Origin of the sequence: Stenotrophomonas maltophilia group sp. Smal17 (assembly GCF_030237045.1) — a bacterium.
Taxonomy (GTDB): Bacteria; Pseudomonadota; Gammaproteobacteria; order Xanthomonadales; family Xanthomonadaceae; genus Stenotrophomonas; species Stenotrophomonas forensis.
The window spans coordinates 1-14,598 of sequence record NZ_JASJSU010000107.1 but is presented as its reverse complement, the minus strand read 5'-3'; the positions used below and the strand labels follow the sequence as shown (position 1 = coordinate 14,598).

At 68.1% G+C, this 14,598-nt stretch carries 10 protein-coding genes; 9 read left to right on the top strand and 1 reads right to left on the bottom strand.

The features are described 5' to 3' along the window. Nucleotides 1-169 precede the first annotated feature (169 nt). From QRO93_RS19050 to QRO93_RS19010, 9 genes are all read left to right on the top strand, one after another. Nucleotides 170-601, top strand: a complete 432-nt coding sequence (locus QRO93_RS19050) for a DUF2946 domain-containing protein (RefSeq protein WP_164086911.1) — start codon at nucleotides 170-172, stop codon at nucleotides 599-601. A 72-nt stretch (nucleotides 602-673) separates the two neighbouring features. Continuing rightward, nucleotides 674-2,737 (top strand): TonB-dependent copper receptor, encoded by a 2,064-nt coding sequence (locus QRO93_RS19045; protein WP_285304323.1) that lies wholly within the window; start codon nucleotides 674-676, stop codon nucleotides 2,735-2,737. Between the two features lie 215 nt (nucleotides 2,738-2,952). Beyond that, nucleotides 2,953-4,059: an efflux RND transporter periplasmic adaptor subunit gene (locus QRO93_RS19040; RefSeq protein WP_053450644.1), complete on the top strand. Its 1,107-nt coding sequence runs from the start codon at nucleotides 2,953-2,955 to the stop codon at nucleotides 4,057-4,059. Then, nucleotides 4,056-7,181 (top strand): efflux RND transporter permease subunit, encoded by a 3,126-nt coding sequence (locus QRO93_RS19035; protein ID WP_180879247.1) that lies wholly within the window; start codon nucleotides 4,056-4,058, stop codon nucleotides 7,179-7,181. The genes QRO93_RS19040 and QRO93_RS19035 overlap by 4 nt, the downstream gene beginning before the upstream one ends. After that, on the top strand, nucleotides 7,174-7,713 hold the full coding sequence (locus QRO93_RS19030) for a GNAT family N-acetyltransferase (RefSeq protein ID WP_180879245.1): 540 nt from the start codon (nucleotides 7,174-7,176) through the stop codon (nucleotides 7,711-7,713). Before QRO93_RS19035 ends, QRO93_RS19030 begins: the two co-directional genes overlap by 8 nt. A 110-nt stretch (nucleotides 7,714-7,823) precedes the next feature. Then, nucleotides 7,824-9,335 (top strand): sodium:alanine symporter family protein, encoded by a 1,512-nt coding sequence (locus QRO93_RS19025; RefSeq protein WP_053450641.1) that lies wholly within the window; start codon nucleotides 7,824-7,826, stop codon nucleotides 9,333-9,335. Next, a complete protein-coding gene (locus tag QRO93_RS19020; RefSeq protein WP_180879243.1) occupies nucleotides 9,336-10,172 on the top strand; it encodes a TrmH family RNA methyltransferase in 837 nt (278 codons plus the stop codon). It abuts the gene before it with no gap. Nucleotides 10,173-10,411: 239 nt separating this feature from the next. Then, the gene (locus QRO93_RS19015) at nucleotides 10,412-11,404 is read left to right on the top strand and encodes a hypothetical protein (RefSeq protein ID WP_180879241.1); all 993 of its coding nucleotides are present in this window, start codon (nucleotides 10,412-10,414) and stop codon (nucleotides 11,402-11,404) included. A gap of 10 nt (nucleotides 11,405-11,414) precedes the next feature. Further along, nucleotides 11,415-12,866 carry a sodium:alanine symporter family protein gene (locus tag QRO93_RS19010; RefSeq protein ID WP_180879239.1) on the top strand — a complete coding sequence of 484 codons (1,452 nt, stop codon included), beginning with the start codon at nucleotides 11,415-11,417 and terminating at the stop codon, nucleotides 12,864-12,866. 144 nt (nucleotides 12,867-13,010) lie between these two features. Here the strand turns inward: QRO93_RS19010 and QRO93_RS19005 are convergent, their stop codons facing one another. Continuing rightward, the gene (locus tag QRO93_RS19005) at nucleotides 13,011-14,432 is read right to left on the bottom strand and encodes a M28 family peptidase (RefSeq protein ID WP_004154383.1); all 1,422 of its coding nucleotides are present in this window, start codon (nucleotides 14,430-14,432) and stop codon (nucleotides 13,011-13,013) included. Between the last annotated feature and the right edge of the window lie 166 nt (nucleotides 14,433-14,598).

Below are 14,598 nucleotides of genomic sequence, written 5' to 3'. Positions count from 1 at the left end.
CCCCCCCCCCCCCCCCCCCCCCCCCACCCCGCCATCCCAAGGACTGCCCGCTTTTGACGTTGATGTTGATGTGGATTCTGCGGGTGCAGGGCGCAGCCCTGCCGATAACCCTCCCTCCTGCGACGGTTCGTCGCACGGGCATCCCTGGACCCGGCTCTACACTAGCGGGGTGACCCGCCTGTCCCGCCCGCAGCGCCTCCTGCTCCAGCTCGCCGTCCTGGCGACGCTGCTGATGGTGCTTGCGCCACTGGTCAGCCGCGCGCTGCAGGCACAGCCGATGGATCATGCGGCAAGGGTGGGCATGGACCACGCCGCCATGGGCCATGACATGCACGACATGGCTATGGCCGGGCACGATCAGCACGGCACCGCGCCGGCATCGCCCAACCGTCCGGCCGACCCGCACGCCATGCATGGCGAAGCCTGCGAATACTGCGTGCTGGCCATGCGCCTGCTGCCGTGGCTGGCGGTGCTGGTGCTGCTGTTGCCGCTGCTGTGGCGGCCGCGGCTGGTGTTCCCGTGGTCGCAACGCGTGTTGCCCGCCGCGCGCTGGCCGGCACATGCCGCACGCGGGCCGCCGCGCGCTTCCATCGTCCGCTGATGTCCCTATCGAATCTGCCGCACGACACCTGACCGGGTGCCGTGCGCGCGTGCGTACCCTGGAGCTGTTCCGATGAAAATGACTTCCCGCCCCGCGGGCGCCTGTGCGCGCCTGCCGGTTGCCCTTGGCCTGGCCGTGGCCGCGTCACTGGCCCACGCTGCGCCCGCCGACGAGGCGCGCACCCTCGACACGATGGTGGTGACCGCCGCCGCACCGTCTTCACCGCTGCACTGGGTGACCGATCCGCGCCTGCCGCGGCAGCCGGTACCGGCCAGCGACGGTGCCGATTACCTCAAGACCGTTCCCGGCTTCTCGGCCATCCGCAACGGTGGCACCAACGGCGACCCGGTGCTGCGCGGCATGTTCGGTTCGCGCCTGAACATCCTCAGCAACGACGGCAACCTGATCGGTGCCTGCCCGTCACGCATGGATAATCCGCTGTCCTACATCGCGCCGGAGAGCTTCGACCGGCTGACCATCATCAAGGGGCCGCAGAGCGTGCGCTGGGGCGCGGGGGCCTCGGCCGGCACCGTGCGCTTCGAACGCGATACGCCGCGCTTCGAGGAACCGGGCCTGCGCGCCGACGCCAGTGCGCTGGTCGGTTCGCGCAACCGCAACGACCAGGTGCTGGACCTGACCCTGGGCAACCCGACCGGTTACGTGCGCGCCAGTGGCAACCGTTCCGAGGCCGACGACTACAAGGATGGCAACGGTGATGTGGTGCCGTCGAAGTGGCGCAAGTGGAACGGCGACGTGGCCATCGGCTGGACGCCGGATGCCGACACGCTGCTGGAAATCTCCGCTGGTGCCGGTGATGCGATCGCGCGCTACGCCGGGCGTGGCATGGATGGCGCTGCCTTCGAACGCACCAGCTACGCCGCGCGCTTCGAGAAACGCAACCTGCCCGGCGCGTGGGACACGGTGCAGGCCAACGTGTACTACAACGAGGCCGACCACGTGATGGACAACTACACGCTGCGTACGCCGAATCCGCACAGCATGATGCCGATGCCGATGGCCTCCAATGTGGACCGCCGTACCCAGGGCGGCCGGGTCAGTTCCGAATGGCGCTGGCAGGACGTGCAGCTGGTGGCCGGTGTGGATGGTGAGGACAGCCGCCATCGCGGTCGCATGGGCATGGGCCGCGACACCTATCGCCAGGCCGCCTGGGAGACCGATGCCAACTTCCGTCGCTATGGCGCATTTACCGAGATGACCCTGGGCGCTGGCACCGACCAGCGCTGGATCACTGGCCTGCGCATCGATCGCGCCAGCGTGCGCGACGAGCGGCAGTCGATTCGCGGGATGATGGGCAACATGCCCAATCCGACCGCGGGCCAGCGCCGCAAGGAATGGCTGGGCAGCGGTTTCCTGCGCTACGAACAGGACCTGGCCGATGGCCTGACCTGGTATGCCGGCCTCGGTCGCAGTGAGCGCATGCCCGACTACTGGGAGCTGTTCTCGCCCGACCATGGCCCGGCTGGCGCGCCGAACGCGTTTGCCGGCATCCAGCCCGAGCGCACCACCCAGCTTGACGTGGGTCTGCAGTACAAGGGGCCGCGCGTGCAGGCCTGGGTCTCTGCGTATGCCGGGCAGATCCAGGACTACATCCTGTTCACCTACCACGGCAGCGGCATGATGGGCATGAGCCAGGCCAGCAACGTCGACGCGCGCATTGCCGGCGCCGAGGCGGGGTTGGAAGTGAGCGTGGCCGAACAGTGGAAACTGGGTGGCACGCTGGCCTACGCCTGGGGCGAGAACCGCGACCAGCAGCGTCCGCTGCCACAGATGCCGCCACTGGAAGCGCGCCTGAGCGCGAACTGGGAAGGCCAGCGTTGGAGTGCCGGTGCGCTGCTGCGCGCGGTGACCCACCAGCACCGTGTCGCAGATGGCCAGGGCAACGTCGTCGCCCAGGACCTCGGACCAAGCGCCGGCTTCGCAACCTTCGCGCTCAATGCCGCCTACCGTTTCAGTTCGCAGCTGCAGCTCAGCGCGGGCGTCGACAATCTGTTCGACCGGGCCTACAGCGAGCACCTGAACCTGGCCGGCAGCGCCGACTTCGGCTTCCCGGCCGACCCGGTGCGCATCAACGAGCCGGGGCGCAGCGTGTGGATGAAGGTGAATTACCGGTATTGATCCGTTCGTGTCACCGGTAGCGCCGGGCAATCCCCGGCGCTGCAGGCGCGGCTGGATACACCCCGACACACGCCGACACTGCCCACGGCAGCCTTGCACGGAACGGGTTCAAGGCGCTATCGCGGCCCTGGTTCCACGCCGGTAAACGCTTGGCACATACCGCTTTTGCAGGCGCTTGCCTACACTCGGCGGCCGTGGATCAATCAGGACCGTTCATGTTGGCTCGTATCGCTTCGACCCTGGCCCTTGGCCTCAGCCTGGCCGTGCTGGCCGGGTGCGCAGGCAAGCAGGAGGCCGCCGCGCGTCGGCAGGGCGAAGCGGTGCCGGTGACCGCGCAGGTGGTGCAGCCCACGCAGTGGAACGACACCCTGCAGGCACTGGGCACGGCCAAGGCGCGCGAGTCGATCAGCGTCACCGCCAAGGTCAGCGAGATTGTCGAGAAGGTGCACTTCGAAAGCGGCCAGCACATCGCCGCCGGTGCGCCGATCGTGACCCTGCGCGGGCAGGCCCAGGAAGCGGCGCTGGTGCAGGCGCAGGCCACCTTCCATGAGGCCGACCAGCTGTACAAGCGCCAGCGCGAACTGGCCACCCAGCGCCTGGTGTCCAGCGCTACGCTGGATACGCAGAAGTCGATCCGCGATGCAGCCGAAGCGCGCGTGGCGCAGATGCAGTCGGACATCGGTGACCGTCGCGTGCGCGCGCCGTTCGCCGGCGTACTCGGCATCCGCCAGGTCAGCCCGGGCACGCTGCTGACGCCGACCACGGTGATCGCCACGCTCGATGACATCGAACACATGCACATCGATTTCCAGGTGCCGGAAGTGGAACTGGCCGCACTGGGCGTGGGTGACAAGGTCAGCGCCACCAGCGTGGCCTGGCCGGGCCGTACCTTCGAGGGCGTGGTCAGCACCATCGATGCGCGCATCGACCCGGCCACCCGCGCGGTGACCGTGCGCGCTGATTTCGCCAACGGCGACCACGCGCTGCGCCCGGGCATGCTGCTGGACGTGCGCCTGTTCCACCCCGAACGCGCGGCGCTGGTGGTGCCGGAAATCGCCGTGGTGCAGGTCGGCCGCGATACCTTCGTCTACCGCATCAAGCCCGACGACAGCGTCGAACGGGTGGACGTGGTCACCGGCGCGCGCCGTGCCGGCGTGGTCGAGATCAAGCAGGGCCTGGAGGCCGGGCAGCGCATCGTGGTGGATGGCACCGGCAAGCTGCGCCCGGGCCTGAAGGTCGCCGCCAAGGACGCCGCACCGGCCAGTGGTGCCAAGCCGGCTGACGCGCCGGCGCCGGTCGCCGCCGAGGGCCACGGCGGATGAAGCTGTCCGACATCTCCATCCAGCGGCCGGTGTTCGCCGTGGTGATGAGCCTGTTGCTGCTGGTGCTGGGCGTGATGTCCTTCACCCGCCTGACCCTGCGCGAACTGCCGGCGATCGATCCGCCGATCGTCTCGGTGTCGGTGGACTACACCGGCGCATCGGCGGCAGTCATCGAAAGCCGCATCACCCAGGTGCTGGAAGATGCGCTGGCCGGCATCGAAGGCATCGACACGATCAACGCGCGCAGCACCAACGGCCGCTCGCAGGTCAGCATCGAGTTCACCTCCAACCGCGATATCGAAGCGGCGGCCAACGACGTGCGCGATGCCGTCAGCCGCGTCGCCGACCGCATGCCGGAGGAAGCGCGCCCGCCGGAAATCGCCAAGGTCGAGAGCGATGCCGACCCGATCATCTGGTTCAACATGGTCTCCTCGACCATGGACACGCTGGAACTGAGCGACTACGCCGATCGCTACGTGGTCGATCGCTTCTCCAGCCTGGACGGCGTGGCCCAGGTCCGCATCGGTGGCCGCCAGCGCTATGCAATGCGCATCTGGCTGGACCGTGACCAGCTGGCCGCGCGCGGCCTGACCACCGGCGACGTGGAAACCGCGCTGCGCAACGAGAACGTGGAACTGCCGGCCGGCCGCATCGAATCGACCGACCGTGATTTCACCCTGCGCGTGGAGCGCAACTACATCAAGCCGGAAGACTTCGCGACCATCCCGCTGGGCAAGGGCCGCGACGGCTATGTGGTGCGCATGGGCGACGTGGCGAAGATCGAGCTGGCCTCGGCCGAACGCCGCGCCTACTACCGCAGCAACGGCGAGCCGGGCATCGGCCTGGGCATCGTCAAGACCTCCACCGCCAACTCGCTGGACGTGGCCCACGTGGCGCGCGCGGAAGCCGAGCGGGTTGCGTTGACGCTGCCCAAGGGCACGCAGATCTTCGTCGCCTTCGACAACACCACCTTCATCGAAGCCGCAGTGGACCGCGTCTACGCCACGCTGGTCGAGGCGATGATCCTGGTGCTGGCGGTGATCTGGCTGTTCCTCGGCAGCTTCCGCGCCGCACTGATTCCTGCAGTGACGGTGCCGGTCTGCCTGGTGGCCGCGTTCATCGCGTTGTATGCGTTCGATTTCTCGATCAACCTGCTGACCCTGCTTGCCCTGGTGTTGTGCATCGGCCTGGTGGTGGACGATGCGATCGTGGTGGTGGAGAACGTGCAGCGCCGCATCGACCTGGGCGAGCCACCGCTGGTCGCCTCCAAGCGCGGTACCGCGCAGGTCGCCTTCGCGGTGATCGCCACCACCGCCGTGCTGGTGGCGGTGTTCCTGCCGGTGGGCTTCCTGGAAGGCAACACCGGGCGCCTGTTCCGTGAACTGGCGGTGGCGCTGGCGGCGGCGGTGGCGTTGTCCGCCTTCGTCGCGCTGACGCTGACGCCGATGATGGCCTCCAAGCTGCTCAAGCCGCACACCGGGCAGGCGCCGCGCGGCCTGCATGGCTTCGTCAACCGCAACCTGGAGCGCCTGGCCGGCGCCTATGGCCGCGTGCTGGACCACCACGTCGACCGCACCTGGATCTACCTGCTGGTGATGGTGGCCGCGCTGGCCGCCAGCTGGGGCCTGCTCAAGCTGCTGCCTTCGGAGCTGGCCCCGGCCGAAGACCGTGGTTCGTTCCAGATCATGATCGATGGCCCGGAAGGCGCCGGCTACGACTACACCGTGCAGCAGGTGCAGCAGGTGGAAGCGATGCTGGCCCCGCACGTGGGCGCGGACAAGCCGATCGTGCGCGCCAACCCGCGCGTGCCCGGTGGCTGGGGCGCCAGCGAGGAAATGCACACCGGCCGTGTCAGCATCTTCCTGCAGCCGTGGCGGCAGCGCAGTGAAGGCACGCCAGAGGTGGCCAACGAGCTGCAGAAGGAACTGGACACCATCCGCGGCGTGCGCGTGCGCACGCAGGTGGGCGGGGGCCTGGTGCGCAGTGGCGGGCAGCCGTTCCAGATCGTGCTGGGCGGGCCGGAATACGCCGAAATCGCCCAGTGGCGCGATCGCATCCTGCTGCGCATGGCCGACAATCCCGGCCTGGTCGGCCCGGACTCGGACTACAAGGAAACCCGGCCGCAGATGCGGGTGAACATCGACCGCCAGCGTGCGGCCGACCTCGGCGTGCCGGTCACCGCGATAGGTTCGGCGCTGGAAACCATGATGGGCTCGCGCCGCGTCACCACCTTCGTCGACAACGGCGAGGAGTATGACGTGCTGGTGCAGGCCGGCCGCGATGGACGCACCAGCCCGGCCGACCTGGCCGCGATCCGCGTGCGCGCCACCTCCGGCGAGCTGGTGCCGCTGTCCAACCTGGTCACGCTGAGTGAAGTGGCCGAGGCCGGCACCCTGAACCGCTTCAACCGCCTGCGCTCGATCACCATCACCGCCGGCCTGGCGCCCGGTTATCCGCTGGGCGAGGCCATCGCCTGGGCGCAGAACGTGGCCCGCGAGGAACTGCCGCAGTACGCACAGGTGAACTGGAAGGGCGAGTCGCGCGAGTACCAGAGCGCCGGTGGCGCGGTGCTGCTGACCTTCGCCATGGCGCTGCTGGTGGTGTACCTGGTGCTGGCCGCGCAGTTCGAGAGTTTCATCCACCCGCTGACGATCATGCTGACCGTGCCGCTGGGCGTGCTCGGTGCGCTGGTCGGGTTGTGGGTGAGTGGGGGTACGGTGAACCTGTTCAGCCAGATCGGCATCGTCATGCTGGTCGGCCTGGCCGCGAAGAACGGCATCCTCATCGTCGAGTTCGCCAACCAGCTGCGTGACGATGGGCGCACGGTACGCGAGGCGATCATCGAATCGGCGATGGTGCGCCTGCGCCCGATCCTGATGACCTCGATCGCCACCGTGGTCGGCGCGGTCCCGCTGGTGGTGGCTGGTGGCCCGGGTTCGGCCAGCCGTGGCACGATCGGCATCGTGATCATCTTCGGCGTGACCCTCTCGACGTTCCTGTCGCTGTTCGTGGTGCCGGCGTTCTACGCGCGATTGGCGCCCTATACGCGTTCGCCGGAAGCGGTGAAGCGCGAGCTGGAAAAGCAGGAAGCCGCGTCGCCGTCGGTGGGCGGCCATGCCTGACCCGGCGCAGCGCCTGTACGGCGACGGCTTCGTGTTGAGGCCGTGGTGCAGCGACGACCTGGAGTCGCTGCTGCACCACGCCAATGACGCCGAGGTCTCGCGTGGCCTGCGTGATCGCTTCCCGTTCCCGTACACCCGCGAGGATGGCGAGGCGTTCCTCGCCGGCCGGGTACTGGCGCCCGGAACGCTCAACCTGGCCATCGAGATCGACGGCCACGCCTGCGGCAGCATCGGTGCCCAGCAGGGCAGCGCCGAGCGCGCGCACATGGCCGAGCTGGGCTACTGGCTGGGCCAGGCCTACTGGGGCCAGGGGCTGATGACCCGCGTGGTCGGCCTGTTCGCCCCTTGGGTGATGGACGAACTGCGCCTGTTCAGGCTGCAGGCCACGGTGGTCGACTTCAACCTGGGCTCCTCCCGGGTGCTGGAGAAGAACGGCTTCCAGGAAGAGGGCGTGGAGCGCTGTGCGGTCTACAAGCGTGGCGTCCTGCACGACCTGCGCCGCTTTGCCCGGGTACGCATGCAGCTGCCCTGAGCGGCGAATTCCTTCTGGCGCTACCGCAGCGGCCTTCGATCAGGGAGAATCGACCGGTCCCCTCCAGCCGACGGGACGTCCTTACAACCCGCCGACTGGAGAGCGCGCGCGTGGAAGCTACCGTACATTTCATCAACAGCATCATCTGGAGCAAGGCACTGATCTTCATGTGCCTGGCCGCCGGCCTGTTCTTCAGCCTGCGCACCCGCTTCATGCAGATCCGTGGTTTCGTCGAGATGTGCCGCCTCACCGTGTCGGGTGAGAAGTCCGACGCCGGCGTGTCCTCGTTCCAGGCGCTGGCCATGTCGATGGCCGGCCGCATGGGCATCGGCAACATCGCCGGCGTGGCCACCGCCATCGCCTTCGGCGGCCCGGGTGCCATCTTCTGGATGTGGGTGATGGGCTTCCTCGGCGCGTCCACCTCGTACGTGGAATGCACCCTGGCGCAGATCTACAAGACCAAGGATGCCGAAGGCCGCTACCGCGGTGGCCCCGCCTACTACATCGAAAAGGCCATGGGCCTGAAGTGGTACGCGCTGGCCTTCGCCATCGCCACGATCATCGCGGCCGGCTTCCTGATGCCGGGTGTGCAGGCCAACGCCATCGCCGACAGCATCATCAACGCCTGCCGTGGCACCGCGCTGTGCGGCCCGCTGGACGGCCAGGCCTTCGGCATGGAATCGGTGCAGGCCCTGAAGCTGGGCATCGGCATCGTGGTGGCACTGCTGCTGGGCGTGGTGATCTTCGGTGGCGTCAAGCGCATCGCCAATTTCGCCGAAGTGGTGGTGCCGTTCATGGCCGCCGGCTTCATCCTGATGGCCATCGTCATCATGATCATCAACTACGATCGCGTGCCGGAGATGTTCGGCATCATCTTCAAGAGCGCCTTCGGCACCCACGCCGCGTTCGGCGCGATGATGGGCCTGGCGGTGGAGTGGGGCATCAAGCGCGGCATCTATGCCAATGAAGCCGGGCAGGGCTCGGGTCCGCACGCGGCAGCCGCTTCGGAAGTCTCGCACCCGGCCAAGCAGGGTTACGTGCAGGCCTTCGCCATCTACTTCGACACCATGATGGTGTGCACCGCCACCGCGTTCCTGATCCTGGCCAGCGGCACCTACAACGTGTACTCGCCGGCAGGCGCCAGCGCCCCGCCGATCTTCCAGGGCCTGGCCGGCATTCCGGAAGGCGCGGGCTATGCGCAGGCCGGCGTGGAAGCGGTGTTGCCGGGCTGGGGCTCGGCGTTCGTGTCGATCGCCATCTTCTTCTTCGCCTTCACCACCATCATGGCGTACTACTACATGGCCGAGACCAACCTCAGCTATGTGAACCACAACAAGAAGCGCCCGCTGACCGTGCTGGTGCTGCGCCTGGGCATCATCGGCATGGTGGTGTTCGGTGCGTTCCACAATGCGACCCTGGCCTGGGCGCTGGGTGACATCGGCGTTGGCCTGATGGCCTGGCTGAACATCATCGCCATCCTCATCATCCAGAAGCCGGCGATGCTGGCCCTGCGTGACTACGAACGACAGAAGAAGCTGGGCCTGGATCCGGTGTTCGACCCTGATGCCCTGGGCATCAAGAACGCCGATTTCTGGCGCCAGCGCAAGCAGGAGAGTGTGTAAGTGAACAACCCTTGGAACAACCGCCGCCCGTCCGCCCGTCCGCCGCGCGCAACGCCGTTGCCGCGCCCGGAGGTGCCGGCTACGGGCGGTGGTGGGCGCGGCGGCAGCGACGAGCTGCGCCTGTACGGCCTGAACGCCGTGCTGGCCGCGTTCGACGCGCGGCCGCAGGCGCTGCGCAAGCTGTACCTGCTGGAGGCGCGCATCCCGCGCCTGCAGCCGCTGCTGAAGTGGTGCGTGGCCAACCGCGTGGGCTATCGCGTGGTCGAGGACGGCGATCTGAACAAGCTCGCCGGTACCACCCATCACGAAGGCGTGGTGGCCGATGTGCTGCGCGCACCGGCACTGCCGTTGGCGCAGTGGCTGCAGCAGGTCGGTGACGGCCCGGCACTGGCGCTGTGGCTGGACGGCGTGGGCAACCCGCACAACCTCGGCGCGATCCTGCGCTCGGCAGCGCACTTCGGCGCCAAGGCGCTGCTGCTGCCCGAAGGCAGCACGCTGGCGCTGTCCGGTGCCGCCGCGCGCGTGGCGGAGGGCGGTGCCGAAGCGGTGCCGCTGGTGCAGTTGCCGGCCACCGCGCAGGCGATGGCGCAGCTGCGGGACGCTGGTTTCGGCCTGGCCGCGACCCTGGTCGAGGGCGGTGACGATGTATTCCGTGCGGCGCTTCCGGCGCGGCTGGTGTATGTGATGGGTGCCGAGGGCGAAGGCATGGACCGTGCGCTGGCCAGCCAGTGCGATCAGCAGGTTTCCATTCCCGGCAGCGGCGCGGTGGAAAGCCTGAACGTGGCCTCGGCCACGGCAGTGCTGCTGGCGCAGTGGGCGAGCCGTCGCGACGGCTGATACTGCCGCGATACCGTCCCATCGACGACCTGGACCCGGCCCCTCTGGCCGGGTTTTCTTTTGCGCGGTGCGGAAACAGGCGTGCCGCGCTGCGCGGCTGGCGGGCCAATCACTTCACCGCGTGTCGCATCAAGCGCGCTTGATCGAGGATCAGGTGTTTTTAGTAATTGTCTCATTGTCGAGCCATATCCCGCATCGCACGGTGGATCTCCATCCAACGTCGAACAGGAGTGGTTCCCATGCATCGAGTCAAACACCCCACGATGCGCGCATCCCTGCTGCTGGCCCTGTGTGCGCTCGCCGCACCGGCGGTGCACGCCGATGAGCGAAGCCTGGACGGCATCAACTTCACCGGACCGCTGATCACCCCGAATCCGGCCGGCCTGCCGCAGGGCAACTGGTACATCGAGCCCTATCTGGTGCGGGTCGACAGCCGCGACCACTATGACGACAACGGTGATCGTCGCCGCAGTGCCGAGCGCAGCGGCGCGTGGGCAACCGTGGTGCCGATCATCTATGGCTTCAGCGACCGGGTGATGGGCCAGGTCAACCTCAGTGCCTCACGTTCGGAATCCGGCAGCGCACGCAGCAGTGGTTTCCGCGCTGGCGACACCACCGCACGGTTGCAGTACCTCCTGCAGGCGCCGAACGCCGATGGCACCCGCCCGGCCATCTCGGTCGCGCTGGTACAGCGCTTCAGCACCGGCAGCCATGACCGCATCACCGGCAATCCGCTCGATGCGCAGGGCGACGGCGTGCAGCGCACCACCGCTGCGCTGGGCGTGCAGCAGGTGGTGTGGCTGGGCAACGACCGCCCGCTGCGGTGGCGGGCCCAGTTCAGCGCCGGCCCCGCTCCCTCGCGTACCGCCATTTCCGGCACCAGCGTCTACGGTACCGACGACAGCTTCCAGGGTCACATCGCGCGTGGCTCGGTGCTGGGGCTGTCGGTGGGCGCCGAGTACAGCTTCAATTCGCGCTGGGTGGGGGTGATGGAAATGTCCGCCAGCCGCGAGACCGGCCAGCGGCTGAGTGGCTTTGCCCGCAACGGCGCGGGGGAAATCGAGCGCATCGACGAACGCCGCCCGGCCAGCCGCAACGTCAGCCTGGCGCCTGCCGTGGAGTATCACTTCAGCCCTTCGCTGGGGCTGATCGTCGGCGTCGAATTCACCGTGGCCGGGCGCAACACCGGGCGTATCGTCAGCCCCCAGGTCGCCCTGGGCATGTTCTTCTGAGGGGCCGCCGATGAACATCGAATCCATCGTCAATGCGATCCTGGGCGTGGTCTGGAGCCCCTACCTGGTGGTGCTGTGCCTGCTCACCGGCCTGTACTTCAGCGTGCGTACCCGCTTCATCCAGCTGCGCGCGCTGCCGGACATGCTGCGCCTGGTGTTCCGCCACGAACGCTCCGAGTCCGGAGTGTCACCGTTCCAGGCACTGTCGATCTCGCTGTCCAGCCGGGTCGGCGTAGGCAACATCGCCGGCGTGGCCATGGCCATCGCCTTCGGCGGCCCGGGGGCGATCTTCTGGATGTGGGTGGTGGCCTTTCTCGGTGCCTCCAGTGCCTTCATCGAATCCACCCTGGCGCAGATCTACAAGGACCGTGATGCCAAGGGCCAGTACCGCGGCGGGCCGGCGTACTACATCGAGAAGGGCCTGGGCCAGCGCTGGTATGCAGTGCTGTTCGCGCTGGTGACCGTGCTCGCCGGCGCCATGCTGGCAGGGACCCAGTCCAATGCCATCACCAGTGCGGTGAACGAAGCCTGGGATGTGCCGGTGATGACCACCACCGTGGTGTTGCTGGTGGTGCTGGGCATCATCCTGATCGGTGGCGTGCGGCGTATTGCACGGGTCGCCGAATGGGTGGTGCCGCTGATGGCGGTGGCCTACCTGATGGTTGCCGCAGTGGTAATGGTGCTCAACGCGGAAAAAGTGCCCGGCGTGATCATGCTGGTGCTGAACAGCGCATTCGGCGTGGACGCGGCCTTCGGCGCGATGATCGGCACCGCCATCCAGTGGGGCGTTCGCCGCGGCGTGCTGTCCAACGAGGCCGGCATGGGCAGTGGCGCGCATGCGGCCGCTGCCGCCGAAGTCTCGCATCCGGTCAAGCAGGGACTGGTGCAGTCATTCTCGGTCTACATCGACACGATGGTGGTGTGCAGCGCAACCGCATTCCTGATCCTGTCCACCGGCCTGTACAACATCTACGACCCGGCGGTGAACGGCATTCCCGATGAGGCCCGCCTGCTGCTGGCCAATCTTCCGGGTGTCGAGGCCGGGCCGCGTTTCGTGCAGCACGCCGTGGAATCGGCGCTGCCGGGCTTCGGCCGTTCGTTCGTGGCGCTTGCGATCCTGCCATTCGCATTCACCACCATCCTGGCGCTGTACTACATGGCCGAAACCAACGTCAGCTACCTGTGCCGGGATCGTCCTTCCCGGTGGGTGATGGGGGCATTCCAGCTGCTGTTCCTGGCAGTTGCCGGTTACTCGGCAGTGAACAGCGCAACGGTGGCGTGGTCGCTGGGCGATATCGGGGTGGGCCTGATGAGCTGGCTCAACATCATCGCCATCCTGCTGCTGCAGAAGCCGGCGTTGGCGGCATTGCGCGACTACGAACAGCATCGGCATGCCGGTACGGAACCATTGTTCAATCCACAGCGGCTGGGCGTGCGCAACACCCGTGTGTGGGAGGGCTGACAGGATCGGGGTCAGATCCCTCGCCAGGGCGAGGGCTCCTGACCCGCGCCACGCCCTGTGGGTGCGCCATTGCCCGGTGGGTGCGAACCTCGGTTCGCACCGCCCTTCCGCTGTGCGCGCCGGGCATGGCCCGGCGCCAGCGCATCATTCGTTCGGCGGCGTGGTCGCCTTGGCCTCGCTGCCGAAACCACCGTCAGCTTCGGCGGCCAGGTACGCGAATACCGTGTAGGCAGCCACGTTCTGCGCCAGTGCCTTCGGGTCGATCTTGTCCAGCGTGTCGTCGGCGGTGTGATGCAGGTGGAAGTAGTCCGAGCCATCCTGCGCCAGCCACGCCCACGCACCGCCCTTGGCCGCCAGCGGGCCGACATCCGGGCCCGGGCCGCCCTTGTCGGCCTGGTACTCGATGCCCAGCGGCTTCATCACTTCGGCGATCTGCCGGGTCGCTTCGCGCGAGCCTTCCGGGTTCGGCGAACCGGTGTTGAAGGCATAGATGCGGCCGGCACCGAAGTCGCTCTCGGCTGCCAGCTGATGCAGGGCCACGTCCTTGGCGTGCGCTTCGGCGTAGGCCTTGCCGCCGTACAGGCCCTGTTCCTCGTTGGCGAAGGCGATCACGCGAATGGTCCGCTTCGGCGCCTGCTTGAGCTGGCCGATCAGGTGCCCGGCCGCCATGGTGATGCCCACGCCCGCGCCGTCATCGACCGCGCCGGTGCCCAGGTCCCACGAATCCAGGTGACCGCCGATCACCACCACTTCCTTCGGCAGGCTGCGGCCGGTGATCTCGCCGATCACGTTGTACGAGGTGGCCGTGCCATCCCAGCCGCAATCCAGCGCCACCTTCACCGTGGTGCTGCCACGGGCCAGCAGGCGCGCCAGCTGATCGGCATCGGGCACCGACAGTGCTGCCGACGGCACCGGCGTCAGGCCTTCATCGAAGCGGGTGATACCGGTGTGCGGCACGCGATGCGAGTCGGTACCCGCCGAGCGCATCAGGAAGCCGACCGCGCCCTTGCGGATCGCCTCCGACGGGCCCTTGCTGCGGATCGCGCCGCCACGGCCGTAGTCGCGGCCATCGCGGAACGGCAGCATCTGGTAATCGACGAAAGCGATCTTGCCCTTCAGCGAGCCGGCCGGTGCGGCCTGCAATGCGGCCAGATCGGCAAAGCGCACCACCTCGGCTTCAACGGTGCCGCCCGGGCTGCCGCCCAGCGCGGTGATCTGCAGCGGCTGCGGATTCCTGCCGGTCACGGCGGCATGTTCGCTGCGGCGTTCCCACTTCGGGAACGTCACCGGTTCCTTCCATACCTTGTCGAAACCGAGTGCCTTGAACTTGGCTTCGGCCCAGGCCACGGCGCGGGCGTCGGCCTCGCTGCCGGCGATGCGCGGACCGATCTCGGTGGTGAGCGATTCGACCACCTTCCAGCCGGTGTCGTCAGCCAGTGCCTGGTCGCGCAGCTGTGCGGCGGTGGCCAGCGAGGCCGGGGGCAGGGTGGTGGTGCGCGGCGCCGCGAAGGCCGGGGCGGCCAGCAGGGCGAGGGAGGATGCGATGGCAAGCACACGGCGACGCATGGACAACTCCGGGAAGGGACCTAAGCCTTGGAGCTTAACAGTCGTTCAGGCGTGTGCATGGGCGGGAGGTCATGGCTGGCGCGAACGCTGTTTTCCGCCACGTCCGGCAAAGCGAAAGCCCCGCCGGAGCGGGGCTTTCGTGCAGTCGCGGTAGTGGGGGGGGGGG